General features: G+C 40.4%; 28 protein-coding genes. All 28 read left to right on the top strand.

Going from position 1 to position 16,197, the window contains the following annotated elements; translation table 11 throughout:
- The 28 genes from NHE85_RS13390 (at position 1) to NHE85_RS13255 (ending at position 16,193) form a co-directional block, all read left to right on the top strand.
- The gene (locus NHE85_RS13390; RefSeq protein ID WP_252812648.1) at positions 1-666 is read left to right on the top strand and encodes a helix-turn-helix domain-containing protein; all 666 of its coding nucleotides are present in this window, start codon (positions 1-3) and stop codon (positions 664-666) included.
- Entirely contained in the window at positions 663-2,228 is a 1,566-nt protein-coding gene (locus NHE85_RS13385) for a replicative DNA helicase (protein ID WP_252812647.1), read from the top strand. Before NHE85_RS13390 ends, NHE85_RS13385 begins: the two co-directional genes overlap by 4 nt.
- Positions 2,229-2,236: 8 nt before the next feature.
- Positions 2,237-2,557: an HNH endonuclease signature motif containing protein gene (locus NHE85_RS13380; protein WP_252812646.1), complete on the top strand. Its 321-nt coding sequence runs from the start codon at positions 2,237-2,239 to the stop codon at positions 2,555-2,557.
- 114 nt (positions 2,558-2,671) lie between these two features.
- Entirely contained in the window at positions 2,672-3,124 is a 453-nt protein-coding gene (locus tag NHE85_RS13375; RefSeq protein WP_252812645.1) for a P27 family phage terminase small subunit, read from the top strand.
- A 56-nt stretch (positions 3,125-3,180) separates the two neighbouring features.
- Complete coding sequence (locus NHE85_RS13370) at positions 3,181-3,501, top strand: hypothetical protein (RefSeq protein WP_252812644.1); 321 nt, start codon at positions 3,181-3,183, stop codon at positions 3,499-3,501.
- An 80-nt stretch (positions 3,502-3,581) separates the two neighbouring features.
- Positions 3,582-3,938: a hypothetical protein gene (locus NHE85_RS13365; RefSeq protein ID WP_252812643.1), complete on the top strand. Its 357-nt coding sequence runs from the start codon at positions 3,582-3,584 to the stop codon at positions 3,936-3,938.
- 9 nt (positions 3,939-3,947) lie between these two features.
- Complete coding sequence (locus tag NHE85_RS13360) at positions 3,948-5,714, top strand: terminase large subunit (RefSeq protein WP_252812642.1); 1,767 nt, start codon at positions 3,948-3,950, stop codon at positions 5,712-5,714.
- Positions 5,715-5,741: 27 nt separating this feature from the next.
- On the top strand, positions 5,742-6,002 hold the full coding sequence (locus NHE85_RS13355; RefSeq protein WP_252812641.1) for a hypothetical protein: 261 nt from the start codon (positions 5,742-5,744) through the stop codon (positions 6,000-6,002).
- Positions 6,003-6,197: 195 nt separating this feature from the next.
- Entirely contained in the window at positions 6,198-6,674 is a 477-nt protein-coding gene (locus NHE85_RS13350; RefSeq protein ID WP_252812640.1) for a hypothetical protein, read from the top strand.
- 4 nt (positions 6,675-6,678) lie between these two features.
- Entirely contained in the window at positions 6,679-6,876 is a 198-nt protein-coding gene (locus NHE85_RS13345) for a hypothetical protein (RefSeq protein WP_252812639.1), read from the top strand.
- Positions 6,877-6,891: 15 nt separating this feature from the next.
- The gene (locus NHE85_RS13340) at positions 6,892-7,143 is read left to right on the top strand and encodes a hypothetical protein (protein WP_252812638.1); all 252 of its coding nucleotides are present in this window, start codon (positions 6,892-6,894) and stop codon (positions 7,141-7,143) included.
- On the top strand, positions 7,140-7,391 hold the full coding sequence (locus NHE85_RS13335; protein ID WP_252812637.1) for a hypothetical protein: 252 nt from the start codon (positions 7,140-7,142) through the stop codon (positions 7,389-7,391). The genes NHE85_RS13340 and NHE85_RS13335 overlap by 4 nt, the downstream gene beginning before the upstream one ends.
- A 5-nt stretch (positions 7,392-7,396) precedes the next feature.
- Positions 7,397-7,579 (top strand): hypothetical protein, encoded by a 183-nt coding sequence (locus tag NHE85_RS13330; RefSeq protein ID WP_252812636.1) that lies wholly within the window; start codon positions 7,397-7,399, stop codon positions 7,577-7,579.
- Between the two features lie 35 nt (positions 7,580-7,614).
- Positions 7,615-7,884, top strand: coding sequence for a hypothetical protein (locus NHE85_RS13325; RefSeq protein WP_252812635.1), 270 nt, complete (start codon positions 7,615-7,617; stop codon positions 7,882-7,884).
- 23 nt (positions 7,885-7,907) lie between these two features.
- Positions 7,908-8,054, top strand: coding sequence for a hypothetical protein (locus NHE85_RS13320; RefSeq protein ID WP_252812634.1), 147 nt, complete (start codon positions 7,908-7,910; stop codon positions 8,052-8,054).
- A 1-nt stretch (position 8,055) separates the two neighbouring features.
- Positions 8,056-8,319: a hypothetical protein gene (locus NHE85_RS13315; protein WP_252812633.1), complete on the top strand. Its 264-nt coding sequence runs from the start codon at positions 8,056-8,058 to the stop codon at positions 8,317-8,319.
- Between the two features lie 455 nt (positions 8,320-8,774).
- Entirely contained in the window at positions 8,775-10,007 is a 1,233-nt protein-coding gene (locus NHE85_RS13310; protein ID WP_252812632.1) for a phage portal protein, read from the top strand.
- The gene (locus NHE85_RS13305; RefSeq protein WP_252812631.1) at positions 10,000-10,656 is read left to right on the top strand and encodes an HK97 family phage prohead protease; all 657 of its coding nucleotides are present in this window, start codon (positions 10,000-10,002) and stop codon (positions 10,654-10,656) included. Before NHE85_RS13310 ends, NHE85_RS13305 begins: the two co-directional genes overlap by 8 nt.
- Before the next feature lie 5 nt (positions 10,657-10,661).
- Positions 10,662-11,972, top strand: coding sequence for a phage major capsid protein (locus tag NHE85_RS13300; protein ID WP_252812630.1), 1,311 nt, complete (start codon positions 10,662-10,664; stop codon positions 11,970-11,972).
- A 54-nt stretch (positions 11,973-12,026) separates the two neighbouring features.
- A complete protein-coding gene (locus NHE85_RS13295) occupies positions 12,027-12,485 on the top strand; it encodes a hypothetical protein (RefSeq protein ID WP_252812629.1) in 459 nt (152 codons plus the stop codon).
- 5 nt (positions 12,486-12,490) lie between these two features.
- Positions 12,491-13,030, top strand: a complete 540-nt coding sequence (locus NHE85_RS13290) for a head-tail connector protein (RefSeq protein ID WP_252812628.1) — start codon at positions 12,491-12,493, stop codon at positions 13,028-13,030.
- Between the two features lie 3 nt (positions 13,031-13,033).
- Complete coding sequence (locus NHE85_RS13285) at positions 13,034-13,363, top strand: hypothetical protein (protein ID WP_252812627.1); 330 nt, start codon at positions 13,034-13,036, stop codon at positions 13,361-13,363.
- A complete protein-coding gene (locus NHE85_RS13280; RefSeq protein ID WP_252812626.1) occupies positions 13,356-13,898 on the top strand; it encodes an HK97-gp10 family putative phage morphogenesis protein in 543 nt (180 codons plus the stop codon). The genes NHE85_RS13285 and NHE85_RS13280 overlap by 8 nt, the downstream gene beginning before the upstream one ends.
- Positions 13,895-14,251, top strand: a complete 357-nt coding sequence (locus tag NHE85_RS13275) for a hypothetical protein (RefSeq protein WP_252812625.1) — start codon at positions 13,895-13,897, stop codon at positions 14,249-14,251. Before NHE85_RS13280 ends, NHE85_RS13275 begins: the two co-directional genes overlap by 4 nt.
- A 2-nt stretch (positions 14,252-14,253) precedes the next feature.
- Positions 14,254-14,676 (top strand): phage tail tube protein, encoded by a 423-nt coding sequence (locus tag NHE85_RS13270; protein ID WP_252812624.1) that lies wholly within the window; start codon positions 14,254-14,256, stop codon positions 14,674-14,676.
- On the top strand, positions 14,676-15,389 hold the full coding sequence (locus tag NHE85_RS13265) for a phage tail tube protein (RefSeq protein WP_252812623.1): 714 nt from the start codon (positions 14,676-14,678) through the stop codon (positions 15,387-15,389). Before NHE85_RS13270 ends, NHE85_RS13265 begins: the two co-directional genes overlap by 1 nt.
- Positions 15,390-15,414: 25 nt before the next feature.
- Positions 15,415-15,819 (top strand): hypothetical protein, encoded by a 405-nt coding sequence (locus tag NHE85_RS13260; protein WP_252812622.1) that lies wholly within the window; start codon positions 15,415-15,417, stop codon positions 15,817-15,819.
- 53 nt (positions 15,820-15,872) lie between these two features.
- Entirely contained in the window at positions 15,873-16,193 is a 321-nt protein-coding gene (locus tag NHE85_RS13255) for a hypothetical protein (RefSeq protein WP_252812621.1), read from the top strand.
- The last annotated feature ends 4 nt before the right edge of the window (positions 16,194-16,197 follow it).

Here is a 16,197-nt window from a genome sequence, read left to right as displayed (position 1 = left end):
ATGGAAACACCAGGATATTACGCTGTTATACCTTCATCGGTGCGCTATGATGCCAGCCTTGTGCCTAACGCAAAACTGCTGTATGGCGAGATAACGGCTTTATGTAACAGCACGGGTACCTGTACTGCTGCTAACGATTATTTTGCTGAATTGTATAATGTGGATAGTAAGACTATTTCGAGGTGGATTTCACAGCTTCGCGATGCCGGGTATATTGATGTTGAGATTTTAAAAAATGTAGGAAATAAACGCAAAATTACTATTGACAAAAAAATCACTAGGTATACGCAAAAAAGTCACGAGGTAGTGACAAAAAAATCAATAGCTAGTGACAAAAAAGTCACCTCTATATATGAGAATATTACATATAATAATACAATTAATAAAGAGAGAGGCGCTCTCGCGTTTTTAGAAGCTGAATTTCCTACAAAATTTGAAATGGTAATGATGCAGTATAAATCGAAAATCGGAAACGATTTTCAAAAGTTCGCCGCCGATTTTACCGATACGGTTGTAATTGAGGGTTTGAACTGGGAAGGTGATATTTTATTTGCACGGCTTGGCAAGTATGCCAGGAACTGGATAGAGAACATGAATAAAGCCGTGCAAAGGAATTTGCAGGGTGATAGTGATGCTAAACAAACTTATAGAAAAAATATTGTATGACAGCGCTAAAAAACGAATATCAATTGAAATATAAAAAGCAGGATCCTGTTGTTATTGATTTGTTAAAAGGGAAGGTTCCTCCGCAGGCTATTGATGTGGAAATGGCTGTTTTAGGCGCAATGATGATAGATTCAAAAGGCTGTGATGAGTGTTTGCTTATCTTAAAAACTGCTGATGTTTTTTATGATGAAAAGCACAAAGTTATTTTTGAAGCTATTTCTGAACTGTACGATTCAGGTTCTGGTGTAGATATTTTAACCGTATCGCAAAGGTTAAAAACTATGGGTAAGCTTGAAGTTGCCGGGGGTGATTATTATATAATCAGCTTATCTCAAAAAATATCTTCTTCTGCTCATATTGAATTTCATAGCAGGATATTACTGCAGTTTTATATAAAGCGCAGGGTGATACTCGAATCTTCAAAATTACTGAGTATTGCCTACGATGATGATAAGGATAGCCTTGAGCTTCTTCAGCAAATGAGTGAGGTTGTTGATGATATAAGCGAAATATCTTTTTCCGGCAGAAAGTCGAATACCTATGCTCAAATGCTTGATATCATTGAAAAGAGAATAGAGTTTCTTACACATCAATCTGAAGAAGAATTAACCGGAGTTCATACAGGTTATAAAAAATTAAATCTTCAAACAAGCGGTTACCAGCCAGGTGAATTAATAGTTGTAGCGGCGCGTCCAGGTATGGGTAAAACTGCTTATGTTTTAAAGACTGTTATTGAAAATGCGAAAAAAGGTGACGCTATAGGTTTTATTTCTCTTGAAATGAGTGCATATCAACTGGTATCAAGAACTGTGGCAATAGATACTAACTTTCATTTGTCTCAGATAACAAAAAAAGGCTTTGAGAAAGCTGAGTATTTTACAACTTTTTCAAAGCATAAGCATAGAATGAAAAACTATCCGATACTAATTGATGATAGTGCTTCATCTGACGTTCGTGATATAATAGCTACTGCAAGATCATGGAAACGAAAAGAAGATATTAAGCTTTTAATTATTGATTATTTGCAATTAGCTGGTGATTCATCTAAAAGTGGTAACAGAGAACAGGAAATATCATCTATATCCCGTAAGATGAAACTATTAGCAAAGGAATTATCTATACCGGTTATTGTATTATCTCAACTTTCAAGGGCTGTTGAGTCCAGGGGTTCTTCAAGAAGGCCTTTGCTGTCTGATTTGCGTGAGAGCGGCGCGATAGAGCAGGATGCTGATATAGTAGAATTTATATATAGAGCTGATTATTACGGTTATGAAGTTGATCCTGACATTGAAAGCATAGGAGCTAACACTGAAATAATATTCGCTAAATATAGAGGTGGTGCTCCTTTTACTGCCGGTATATGTTGGGTTGGTGATAAGACAAAGTTTATGGATGTTGAAGATTATAATTTATATCAGGAAGAAGAAGAAACCGAACGCGTAAATAAAATACAAAAAAATGCTCCGCTACCTAACATGCAACCTAGTGATGCATTTGGTAATGCTAAGCCTACTAACTGGAGTATTGAAGATAAGACTAACACAGATGATACACCTTTTTGATTATGCCAATGAAACCTAAGAAAATAGTACGCCCATGGGTAAAGGAACACAAGCCGTTCGAGCGTGAGCGTCACAGTACAGACTTTGACTACAATGGCAGGAAGTGGCGAAAGCTTCGCCTGCAGGTGCTGGAAGAAAAGCCATTGTGTAATGATTGTAAAGCTGAAGGAGTAGTTACAAGAGCTACTGTAGTAGATCATGAGCCTACTGCTAAGGTTCTAATATCAAAAGGGTTAGACCCGTATGATAAACAGTATTTGTTTCCTCTATGTAAGAAACATCACAATGCTAAGTCAGGTCGTGAAGCACATGCAGGGGGTATGGGGTAAAATCTCTAAAGCTGAGATTGTGCGTACATCGCTGTTCAGCTTAAATTTTACTCGGGAGATATTTTTAAGGGGGGGGTTAGGTGATAAGTTGTAGTAAATGTAAATTTTTTAGTTATGGATAACGGAAATATGAGAACAGTACATATTGGGCAGGGAAAAGATACACTTATGGAAGCGCCTGCTCCGCCTGCGCATTTGAATAAGCTTGAGAAAAAGGCTTATAAAAATATGGGTAACCTGCTTGCAAAAGCCGAACGGTTAAAACCGCATTTTTTAGGCCTTCTTGAAAGTTACTCTGTTTACTATGCACAGTGGATATACGCCTGTAAACAAATTACCGCCCTTAATGATATTGAAATGGGTAAAGGCTTTATACAAAAATTTTCAACCGGGGCGCGAAATATTAGCCCTGAAGTTACCCTGCGTGATAATGCTTTTGATGGTATGCTTAAATGCAGTAAGCAGTTTGGACTTGACCCTAAAAGTGAAAAAGATATTAAAGCTGCTGAAGATACCGGACAGCTTGACCTTTTCCAGCAATTATTAAATGCTAAAAATGCTAAGTGATGAATGAATATGTTACACCTGAATTGCTAACGAAGTTATGTAAATCTTCATCATGTATGGAATTATCTAATGATAAAGTAAAAAAAATAACCCGCATATCTTTAGGTGATATAGTTATAACAGGAACTATGTCGAGTGGTGCTGCTGGTTGGATATGTTGTTGGGGAAATATTGCAGTATTAAAGGAGTATTATAAGGGTAGCATCGCGCCATTATTTAATAATGAACATTCATTAGCTGTACTGGATGGCACAAGAGAAAGAGGTTATATAGGAAGGATGTTTAAACATGAGGGCAAAGTTTATGTTATGGATTCACCTCAAATAACTTTTTATCCTTTAAAAATTAATCAAGTACAGCAATTACAATTATTTTAAACCATGAAACCAACCCCTGAAATACTTGCTTCTGTCCCTTTTCAGTACGCTTAAAACTGCTAAATAATATACTATAAAAAATGGAAAAAATTAAAGGAGAATACTATATATCTGATAACGATGAGACTACAGCTTTTTTAGTTTCTTATCATATAAAATCTGTTGGAGTTAATGTATTGGTAAATATATATCAAATTGATGTTTATGAAAGCGTGTCCTGTGGAACTGAATTAGAAGTTTTTGACTCGGAATTAGATTCTTATTGTGAAATAGATGTTTGGGGTAAATATTTTTTTCCAAAATGGATAAAAGATCAATATCAGTGGTATCATGATTTTATTGGAAAAGGTAAAGCTGATCCTATAAAATCTATGCACGATGTGATGCAATATGCTTTAAAAAGAGCTTTAGAGATTGGAAATATCACTCTTTTTTAACGCTACTGTATGAAACCAACTCCTGAAATGCTCGCTTCCGTTCCTTTTCAGTACGCTTATGGTGTACTGGATGGGAGTATTGTTACGGGCAGGCTTATTAAGCTGGCGGTACAGCGGTTTTTCAGGTGGATAGATGAAGCTCCGGAATCAGGCTTTTACCTGGATCATGCTGCAGGAATGAGTATTATTGATTTTTTCCCTTTGTGCTTAAACCACACTAAAGGGAAAATGGCGGGAAAGGCGTTTCATTTAGCGCCTTTCCAGCAATTCACCATGTATAATGTTTTTGCGTGGAAAAAACAAATGGGTGCGGTTCCTGATCCTGATACCGACCTCAGGCGAATACGTACTATTTACGATAAGCGTGCAAAGAAAAACGGAAAATCGGCAGAAATGGCGGGGCTTGGACTGTATATGCTTTCTGTAGAGATGGAAATGGAGGCCGAGGTATATGTCGGCGCTACAAAAGAGGATCAGGCCCGTATATGCTGGAACCAGGCGAAACAATTTGTAGAAAGTCCGGTTGCAAATAGGGCGCTTAAAAAAATGGGTTTTTACTCGCAACAGCGCATTATTGGTTTTCATCCTACCGGATCGGTAATGAAGCCATTAGGCGGTGATAGTCAGACACAGGATGGTATTAATGCGCATTTATCGATAATTGATGAATACCATGCCCATAAGGATGACAGTGTAAAGGAAAATCTTGAAAGTTCGGCAGTACAACGTACACAGCCCCTTATATGGCATATTACAACTGCCGGTACAAATATACAAAGCGCTTGTAAAAGATATGAGGATAGTGTGGTTGAAGTGCTGGAAGGCCGCGCTGAAATGGATCATATTTTTATTATGATACATGATATTGACGAGGAAGATGATTGGGAAGATGAAAATGTGTGGATAAAAGCTAACCCGCTTCTTGATCAGGGCCTTAATATTGATCGTATCCGTGAGGAATATGAAAAAGCGAAGCTGCAACCGTCTAAAATTCCGAATTTCAAGACAAAACACCTTAATATGTGGGTAGATGCACCTACGGTATGGATAATGAGTGATACCTGGATGCGCCAAAGCTACCGGCATAATAAAGACAGGAAAATGACTGATGCGCAGGTTCTTGAAAAATTCCAAAAATACGGGTGCTACGGCGGACTTGACCTGTCTTCAACTACAGATATTACCGCTTATGCCCTGGTGAGTGAGCCTGATGATGATGGTGATAGGTATGTAAAGGTGTTTTTCTTCTGTCCTAAAATAGGAATAGATAAACGTAGTAAAGTTGACCGTGTACCGTATCGCTTCTGGGCGGATAAAGGGTATATAGTGGCTACTGAAGGCGAAGTGGTAGATTATAACATTGTTTACGACTATATACAGGTAAACCATACCTTGCACAAAACAATAAGGATAGAGATAGATGAGTGGAACGCCGCTAATATAACCACTAACCTTATGGATTCAGGTATTAATGTTTCTTATTTCAGCCAATCTATTACGAAGTTATCCAAACCTACAAAACAATTTGAAAAACTTGTTTATGAGGGTAAGTTATGGCACGATGGTAACCCTGTACTGGCGTGGATGCTTGCCGGGTGTCAGATAATCAGCGATGCTAATGAGAATATTAAAGTGCATAAAGGTAAAAGTAACACCAACGGCAGGCGTATCGATGGGATACCTGCAATTATAAATGCGCTTGGGGGTTCGCTTTCAGAGCCTGAAGATACTAATGAAAGTATCTATAACAGGGACGATGTGCCTTTTGAATGTTAACTAATAAAATAAACAAACACAGATATCATGGCAGACCAAAAAGAACCAATAGAAATAATGCTTGAAAAAAAGGTTGGCGAGCTGCAGCGCCAAAATGAAATAATGCGGCAATTGGGTACGCTGGACGGTTTTTTTACAGCAGTCTTTAATATGGTTAAGCATTCCCGTACTAATGAGGAAGCATTTAATGCTGTAAATGATCAGTATTTTGAAATATGGGGACAGTACCGTTTTTCAGATTTTGAGAGCTATAGAAGATCGAGGTATTATCATTATAAGAAAAAATAATTATGCGGTATATAATAACAATAATAATAGTCTTCCTTATTGCCTTTGGATTGAGTACACTGCTTGAGCTGGATTTTATAGCAAAAAACTGGCTTAGATACAGCTTGGTTGTGATCCTGGTGTTTTTAGTACTGATAGCAGGAATTTTCTATCTCAGGGAATATGCAAAAGAAAGTAAAAACAAAAAATAAATTTATGAAAACAACGATCACACTCTTATTTGCCTTGCTATTTATGTCGTGCTCTCCGGATGAGTTTAACCGGGGTCCTGCTGTTAAAGAAACAGTACATAAAAATCATGATGCGGTACCGGAATACATGACAGGCAGGTATATATCTGTTGAAGGGCAAACCAATTACTTACCCGGAACTATTGAGATTACCCCTGTAAGCGTGGTTATAGATGTGCCGGGATATGTTTACAGCATCGACCTTGCCAGTAATAACTATAGCACTTTTGTAAAGATTGACTGCTACCTGAGGATATATTTCCCGGATGGTACTATGATCGAGATCAACGACTGGATAGTATGGGGTAATGAGATCAGGCTTGTGGTTAAAGGCCAGTTTATAATCAGGCTGGTTAAGGTTGCCGATCAGGAACCGGAACAGCCTGAAGCACCACAGCAACCGGAACAGCCAGTAAAAGAAGAAGAACCAATTAAACTATAAAATTATGCATGCAGATATTAATGGTGCTCTTGCTGCCATAGACAAGAGTTGGAGAACATTTATCCATAGAGGAAAACCCATGACTAAGGCACAAGTATTAGCTGTTTTAAGTTATGCTAAAAAAGTTGGGTATGATTCAACGGCCGAACTCAAAGATGAAGAAGTGGATGATATAATAGACAAGGTTAATAGAAGAACCTAATTAATATGTACAGTTATGGCAAGCATATTCTTTAAAGATACAGCTAAAGCATTAGTTTTTACATCAGGTCTTGCTTTTGATGGATTCGCATTAGACGATTCAGGACTTTCAGAACAAGAGATTGACGAACTAATAGAAGAAATAGAGAAGTTCTGTAAAAAAGGTTTATCCATTTTAGAAAAGAAATACGGAATGATACCTATTACTTCTGCTACAGACATTGTTGATAAAATTATTTACGAACAACCTTTAATCATACAGTTATGAGGCATGATCTAATAGGTAAAAAAGTAGTTGTATTTGAATTTGGAGAGCCAACAGAAAAAAATGTAATAGGGTATGATTGTGTAACGGATCAATATCAACTTCAAACAGAGGGACACTTCGGTTATTATTGGTGTTATCCTGATAGATTTTTACATACATATCAAATAAACTGGCACTTTATACAAAAATCCGCATTTGAAGTAAAAAGGCTTCAAATAAAAAACACAATAATTTCTAATATCGATTAACAGTTATGGGAACTACAAAAGCCGAAAAAATAGCCCAATGTGTAGGGGATGCTTTTTACCGAAAATCTGTAAAAATAGACATTCTTTGTTTTTCACTATTGACATTAGCTAAGGGAACCCGCTTTTACGAAGACGCTATAGAAATAATTAAAGGCTGTAATCCTGATTATTTTAAAGACAAAGACTAATCATTTTCAAGGTAGAACCAATTAAAAATTGAAGTATGGCATCAGATGGATTAAGTAAAAAAGCAAAAAAAGGTAAATGCAGGATGTGTTTACGTGTTAGGAGTACAGACCAAGCGGTTAAAGCGGTTGGGGAGGTGCATCACGGTTACGCTACAGGTCATATTTGGGAATGTAACGATGTGGAGGATTGTAATAATACTATTGATAAAAAACTTTCGAGCGAAAGCACATCAGAATTAAACAAGACAATTATAAAAATCGCTAAGGAAAAAGGAAGATACAAGGAGTATATTATATATGGTTAAACCAACCAATTAAAAACTGAAGTATGGCAACAGCGTTAACAGCAGAAGAATTTGAGGCAATATGCCAATTTTTTCATGAATGCGGAGTACAAGGCATAGACTTTAAAACAGCCTTAAATATGGCTAAAAAAGAATCACTTCGATTAAACCAACCAATTAAAACAGAATAAAATGAAAAGCTTAGAAGAATGCTTAGATGAAGCAGTTAAATTAAAATCAGAGTTTAGCAGCAACTTTAAAGAACTATTGCTAAAATACAAAACAGGCGATTGTGTCAGAGTTTTTGTTGAATCTATTATTGAAGAAGCAATGAATATTTACGCAAGACAAATGTGTGATTTGCAGATTGAAAAATGTGCTGAAAATTTTGAAAAATCGTTTGCAGTAACACTACAGATTAAATCAATTAGAAACACCCTTAACGTAGTAAAATAACCAAACAATATAATTATGGCAAAAGGAGATTTAAATGACGTGTGTAATATAACACGATGCGACAACACAAACGCTACATGGTACAATCATAGCACGCAAAAACATTATTGTAAATCATGTGCTATGCGCCTAAACAATGATGAATATAATAGGCGTGACGCGATTAGATTGTTTGGTCATGATTTATGCACACAGGTTACTAACCCAAATGTGAAAGCTTAAAAATAAACGGTATGGAAAAACTAACGCTAAGCCAATACTTAAAATTGTTTCCTGCTTCTAAAAGATTAGCAGCAAATTTCAGGCTTAAAAATCCAATTTAAAAAACTCCCGCCATTGAGCGGGTTTTTTTATGCCTCTACCCTACTTCAAAAAAAAATCAAAAAAAACGGGAAAATTGTACACCGCTACGTTTTTTACTGCAACTACTTTTATCCTCATAATCAGTATGAGGAATGAATTTACTAAACCGCGCTTTAACCGATATGTTTGCTGTCAGCCGTTCTGCTGATGTGGCAGGCGTATCTAAAAGTTTTGATTTCTGGGATATTACCGGGACTAAAAACGGTAAGCTGAATACTGTAAATTATAAAAAATCAATGCGTCTGTCTGCTGTATATAATGCAGTTGATATGCTTTCCGACAGTCTTGGTATCATTCCTTTTGGGGTGTATAAAAAGATAGATAGCGGACGCGAACGCCGTAACGATCATCCGGTGGACTGGCTTCTTAATCAGGACCCTGACGGTGAAGATGGTTTTTTAAATTCCTATCACTGGCGTAAGCTTATCGGTACTTCTGTTAAACTTCGCGGTAACTGTCTTTTTCAGATCGTTAGCAATTATAACGGTACCATGTACCTGCAATATATCCCGTGGGATGATGTAGAAGATATTAAGCTTTCTGTTTCAGGTAAGGTTTCTTACCATGTTAAGGGCGGTAAAGTGCTGCTGTCTTCAGAGGTGCTTCATTATAAGGGAATGACACTTGATGGTATTGTGGGTATTTCAGCAATTACATACGGCTGCATGAGCCTTAACCTGGCACTGGAAGTGCAGGAGTTCAGTTATGTGAATTTCCTTAACAAAGGCGTGCGTCAGGGGGTTATCGAGTCAGATAAAATATTAACTGACGCTAAAGATAAAATAAAAGCTGCCTGGAATTCGGCTATGCAGGAAAAATCACCTGACCGTATCGTGGTGCTTGATGACGGGCTTAAGTTCAAACCTATTATGCTTACCCCTCAGGAAGCACAGATCATTGAATCAGGGCGTTTCAGTATAGAAGAGATAGCGCGCTGGTTTAATATACCGCTGCATAAAATAAAGTCAATGCAGTCCAGTACCAATAATAATATTGAGCAGCAGTCACTTGATTATATGGTGGATAGTATGCAGCCTTTAGTTACTATGGTGGAAAAAGAGGAAAGTAAAAAGCTTTTCACTCTTAAAGAGCGTAAGGAAGGTTTTTATGTTCGCGGTAACATGAATGTACTGCTGCGCGCCGATATGAAAAGCCGTGGCGAATATTACAGTAAAATGGTTAATAGTGGTGTGTATACGGCGAATGAAGTAAGGGGGCTTGAGGAATATAATGCTATGGATGGCGGTAAAGACCTTCGCATCCCGGTAAATACAAAAACACAGGATCAGATCGATCAGGAACTAAAAAATAACGGCAATGGTTAAAGAAGATTATATAAGTGGTATTGACGGTGCTGTGCGCCGTTATGCGGTAGCGGATATGACTATTGAAAAGCGTGCGGCTACCGATTCGGTGGCGGCAGCAGACGTGATAGAAGGCTATGCGGCAAAATTCAATATCGAGGCGGTAATAAACGGGTTGTTCCGTGAGGTGATACTTCCGGGTGCGTTTGATGAAGTGCTTAACGACGATATACGCTGCCTGTTCAATCATGACCCTAACCAGGTGCTGGCCAGATGTAAAGAAGGTAAGGGTACGCTGGAGGTTTGGGTTGATGAAATAGGGCTTAAATACCGCTACACTACACCTGACAGGAGTTTTGCAAAAGACCTTGCTGATGCTATTGCGAGCGGTGATGTTTCGCAGTCTTCTTTCGGTTTTCGCCCTAAGGAAACAGTATGGCGCGAACAGGAAGGGCAGCTTGATTTAAGAGAAGTTGTAAAAGTAGAGATATTGTATGATGTTTCGCCTGTTACCTACCCTGCTTACCAGGATACTACTGTAGATAAGCGCAGTCATGATATGTGGCTGGAACAAAAGAAAAAAGATGCGGCAGCGGAAAAACGCAATGCTGACAAAGATAAAGGGCTTACGTATCATGAAGCTCTGGTTTTAATAAATGCAAATAATTAAGTACAATGAAAAAAAGTAGTGAGTTAAAGCTGGAGCGCTCAACGTTAGTAGCCTCGCAGCGTAAGATCGCCGACCTGTTAAAAACAGAAAACAGGGCTATGTCGGCAGATGAAAAAAAGGAATTCGATGAGCTGCAAAAGCAGATCGACGACATGGATGAAGAAATTGTCCGTGCTGAGAAATTTGAAGAAAATGAGCGCAGGGATGCTGCAAAAGCGCCTTCTTTGCTTGGCGGAGGTGATGGTGAGGATAAAGAAAAGGAAAAGATCTACCAGCGTTTTTCTATCACTAAAGCTTTAAGATCTGTTAACCCGGAGTCAAGAAGTTCACTGGATGGTATAGAAAAAGAAGTACATGAAATAGGTGTTGCAGAAAGCCGCGCTGCTAAGGTAGGCAGTGATGAGGACTTCAGTTCTTCTGTTTTCTCGCTTCCTATGTCATATATGAGGGCTTCACAGCAGACTGTTTCACAGGATAGCGGCGCTTATGGTGGTGCGCTTGTACAGGATAACGCGCCTCGTATTGTTGATCCGCTTCGCCCGAGGCTTTTCCTTGAGGACCTTGGTGCTACCTTCCTGACAGGTTTAACAGGGGGTGATGTGCCTTTGGTTGTAGGTGCTGACTTCACAATGGAATTCCTTGCTGAAGGTGCTTCTGTGTCAACACAGAAAAAAACAATTGCAGGCCCGAAATTAAACCCTAAACGTGCGGCAGGTGCTGTATCGATAACTAACAGGCTTTTAATGCAGTCTTCTGTAGATGCGCAGGCAATGATCATGAACGGAATACGCCGTGGTTTTGTAAACCTCTTACAAAGTGCTGCTATAAACGGTGCAGGCGGTACCGCTCCAACAGGTTTATTATCTGTAAGTGGTGTGAATGTTTCTACTCAGGCTGCGGCAGGTGCTGCTACGTGGGCGCGTATTGTTGAGCTTCAGGCTTTGATCGAGGAAGATGATGCGACTGAGATGATGCTTGGTTATCTTATCCATCCTAAAGTAAAAGCGGCGCTTAAAACAATTACCAAAGATTCAGGGTCAGGCCGTTTCCTTTTAGAAAACGGTACTATTGACGGTGATAAATTCATCTCGACATCGTTAGTGCCTACGCTTGATGCAAGTGGTACTGCGGTATATCCAATTGTATACGGTGACTGGGCACAATTGTATATAGGACAATGGGGTGCAGTTAACATTAAAGTTAACCCGTACTCTGAAGATGTAGCGGATAGTGTAAGGTTAACCCTTAACACGCATGCCGATGTGGCTATTGCAAATCCTAAGGCTTTTGCTAAAAACGCTTTCATTTCTGCATAATTGAAGATATGCCTGCAGTAATGCTGCAGGCGTTCTTTTAAATCTAAAACTATCATGGCAAAGAAACAAACAACACCGAAAGATGTATCCGCAAAGCTGGTAGCTGTTACGGCTCTATGTTCTCTTTCCGGTAAATATAAATTACCCTACGATAAAGGACAGGTGCTTGAAATAGAAGAAAAACAGGCACTGGAACTTATCAGTAACGGTGATGCAGTAGCGGCTGGCCAGTTTGGTAAAGCTGAAGAAAAAAACAATAAAGCGGCTGTGCTTGCAGGACTTATCCTTAAAGCAGGCGGTTTTGGTATAGAAGTACCTGCGGACGCTACTGCAGAACAGGTACAGGGTTTAATTGATGAATCTCATGCGAACGCTTTGGCAGAACTTAATAAACTGAGAGGGCTTACTGTGGTTACTAATGACCAGGAAAAAGAAGCGGCTGCGCAGGCAGGAAAAAAGCAGGAATCTGAAAACACGGCAGACAAAGGTGCTGCAGGCGCTGAAAAATCGTAAAACACATGGTAACTTCTTCTGAAAACAGCGCCGTAACAGGTGCAGCAGTAACACTTGAACTGGCAAAACAGCACCTGAACATAGAGGCTGATTTTACGCATGACGATGTGCTTATACAGAGCTACATTCAGGCTGCTACGGAAGAAGCGGAAGGTTATTGCGGGCGGTACCTGTTCCGTCAACGTGTGTATGAACTTGACGGTTTTGACGTGGTATCGGTTGAATGTTTTGCGGTTGCTTCGGTGGTATCGGTGCAATACCTGAGCGGTGAAACGGATTATACCGACCTTCCTGCTGACAACTACCAGCTTGATAAGACAGATAACAGCACGGTTTGCATCACTTTTAAAGGTGACCTTCCTGCGCTTGATTATCCGGGTGATGCGGCGGTTGTGGTTACACTGGCTACGGCCTGCCCTGATACGGTAAAATCGGCAATACTGCTGCGTATCGGTGACCTCTATATGAGGCGTGAGGATCGCGGTACCGGAACTGCCGACACGGCGTGGCTTAGTTTAATGCGGCCTTACCGCTCTAAATTTTAGGTTATGGATAAAGTACCCTTTGCAGGCGAACTGGATCAGTACATATCGGTTTACAGGACTGATTATGTGGTTAACGAGCTTAAAGAGCGTAAGGAAGTTGATGTGCTTGTGGCTAATGCCCGTGCAAAAATGACCGATACAGGCGGAAGCCTTGAAGAAGAAGGAAAGCTTATTAGTGTGGTTAACCGGGCGTATATAATACGCAGGCATGTTACTATAGCATCCGAAGGCCGGAAAATGCACCTGATGCATAACGGGGTTAAGTTCTTTATTGATGCCGTTGCAGCGATCGGCAGGACACACTTAAAATTAATTGTAAGAGCAAATGAGTAAGCCGTTAATTGAAGTAACAGGATTTAAGGAACTGCAGCAGAAACTGATGCAGCTTGCGGATGACAGGCAGAAAAAATCCGAAATGGTTAAGATACTGCGTAAAGTGGCGCAGGGTACGGTTAAAGCAGCACGGCGCAACGCTCCGGAAAGTAAAAAAGCGCATTACCAGGGCGGTAACCGTACAAAAAAAGTAATACAGCCCGGTGCTTTAAAAAAATCTATCGGAGTGATAACCGGAAAACGTACTAATGGTAATCCGGTGGTGTATGTAGGGCCTCGTGCCAAAGGGAATTTTGACGGGTTTTACGGGCATTTTGTAGAGTACGGACACAATATCTACAGGGGTGGCTTTAAGCGTAAGCATTCTGCTTCTGTGAAAGCAAAAAAACATAATGCGTCAGGTGTTACAAGTACAACAAAAGCGAACCCGTTCATGAAAAAAACCTATACAGAAACAAAAGGAGCTGTAACGGCCGAAACCGAAAAGAGCGTGGTAAAATACATTCAGAAATCTATTGACCGGTTAAGCAAATGAAAGATAAATTAATTGCGCTTGTAGCTTTTTTAGAGGATCAGTCCTTTATTACCGATGCGCTTGGTGATGGTGATGCGTGCAGGATATTTCCTGTAGTGGCTCCTGAGGGTACGCAAAAGCCGTTCCTTATCTACTCGGTGGGTTCTGTACCAAAAACAAAAGACGGGCGCGGGTACAACGGACTGCTTTCGGTGTATTATGACGGCAACGGTTATACGGAGCTTGTGGAGTTTACCGATGCTATTGAGGCGGTGCTTGATGCTTCGGGTGTTTACGATGTGCAGGATATAGAAACAGGGTATTCTAAGGAATATGATACAATGGTAGTGAATATTAATATTAATATAGATTAGTTATGGCAGCAGGTCAGATTTATAAAGGGAAAATGGTGCGTATATCGCTCGGTGGTAAAACACTTTTCCACGCAACTGAAAGTAGTATATCGATAACCACGACACTGGAATCGATAGCTACAAAAGACACTAACGGTAAGGTACAGATACCTTCCAATTACGAGTGGAGTGCGTCGCTTAGTGCGCTGGTAGCAGATAAGGGGGCGGACAATACCACACAGTACGGGTTTACGGAGCTTGTGGCGTTGCAGCTTGCGAATACGGAGCTTGATTTTGAGTTCACCACGGATACTACAGGTGACTTTGTGTTTTCCGGTAAGGTGTTTATTAACCAGGCAGATATTACCGCTTCAACGGAAAACAGCGCATCCGGGTCGTTCTCGTTTACGGGTAATGGCGACTTAACACAGGCAGTTGTTTCGTAATGGCGGCAGGTGTAATATATAAAGGTAAGGACGTCCGTATCGGGCTGGGTGGTAAAACACTTTGGCACGCTACGGAATGCTCCGTATCTATTACCAATACGCTCGAAGCTGTAAGCACCAAAGATACCAATGGTAAGATACAGGTGCCTTCAGTATATGAGTGGAGTGCGTCGCTTAGTGCGCTGGTAGCGGATAAGGCGGCAGACAATACTACGCAGCACAGCTTTACCGACCTGGTAGCCTTCCAGCTTGCTAACACGGAGCTTGACCTTAGTTTTACCACAGGGGTAAACGGCGATTTTTTGTATACCGGGAAAGTGTACATCAATCAGTCCGATATTACTGCGGCAACGGAAAACAGCGCATCCGGGTCGTTCTCGTTTACGGGTAACGGCGACCTTGCTTTTATGGCTGTGGATGCTGTAGCACCGGAACCGATAGTATCGATATCGGTATCGGATATTACAGCCGATGAATTTTTACTGACGTATGTGCTCGAATCACCTAATGATAATGTGGGTGTTACGGAGCTTGAAATTTATAAGGATGATGTATTGTACCATACTGTTGCTGTAAGCGAAGACAGTACAGGCGGTACCGTACTTATAAGCGGGCTGGCTGCGGGTACAACGGCCGACTGGAAGTGCCGTGTGAAAGATGCGCAGGATAACTATTCTGCTTTTACCGCTGCTGTAAGTGTAACGCAATTATAAAATAAAACCAACAAAATTACAGACTATGAATACCAGGACAATTACAATAGAAGGACGTGAGATCACTTTAAAATTTGATTATGCCCTGCTCCGTAAGCTTGGCGGCGCGTGGGGCTGTGACGGCCCTGTGGCGGTTATGAATACATTCAGCACTGCTGCCGATACACTTGTAACTGCGTTAAGTGCGCTTGATGCTTCGGGTGCTGTTGAAGGGCAGGTATATGATTTTGAGATACCGTTTTCGGTAATAGGTGTGTTTTCGGATATTATAAGGCTTTCGGCTGTTGGCAGTGATGCTCCCGATGGTGATGCCTGTTCCGAATTTATATTTAAGAACCCTTCGGAAACTACTGAAATAATACGGCTGTTCCTTAAATCGGTACCGTTAAACAACGGTGCGTCAAAGGAAGTGCCGGCGCAGGTGAACTGATACCTGAAACACCGCTTACCTGGGATGATATAGAGGCTACGGCCTGCGGTGAAATGGGGCTGCAGCTATTGTATTTCTATTCGCTTACACCCCGTGAGTTTGCCAATATTGCCAAAGGGTTCCGTTTGCGGCAGGAAACGGACTATAAGAACAACTGGGAAATAGCCCGTCAGATAATGTGGTCTTCACTTGCGCCTTACCAACAGGCAGGTAAAAAATTATCGCCTCAGGGGATAATGGTTTTTCCTTGGGAAAAAGAACATTCACAGGCAGATGTTTTAAGCCTGGAACAGATAGAACAGGAAGTAAACACGGTAAACCGTGCTTTCTGGGAGCGTATAGACGCTAAAAGAAATAAACTACCCGATTGCTGATAAC

The organism is Flavobacterium sp. NRK1, from assembly GCF_024054175.1.
Lineage (GTDB): Bacteria > Bacteroidota > Bacteroidia > Flavobacteriales > Flavobacteriaceae > Flavobacterium.
The sequence above is the reverse complement of the archived record's forward strand: the minus strand, read 5'-3'. Positions and strand labels throughout refer to the sequence as shown.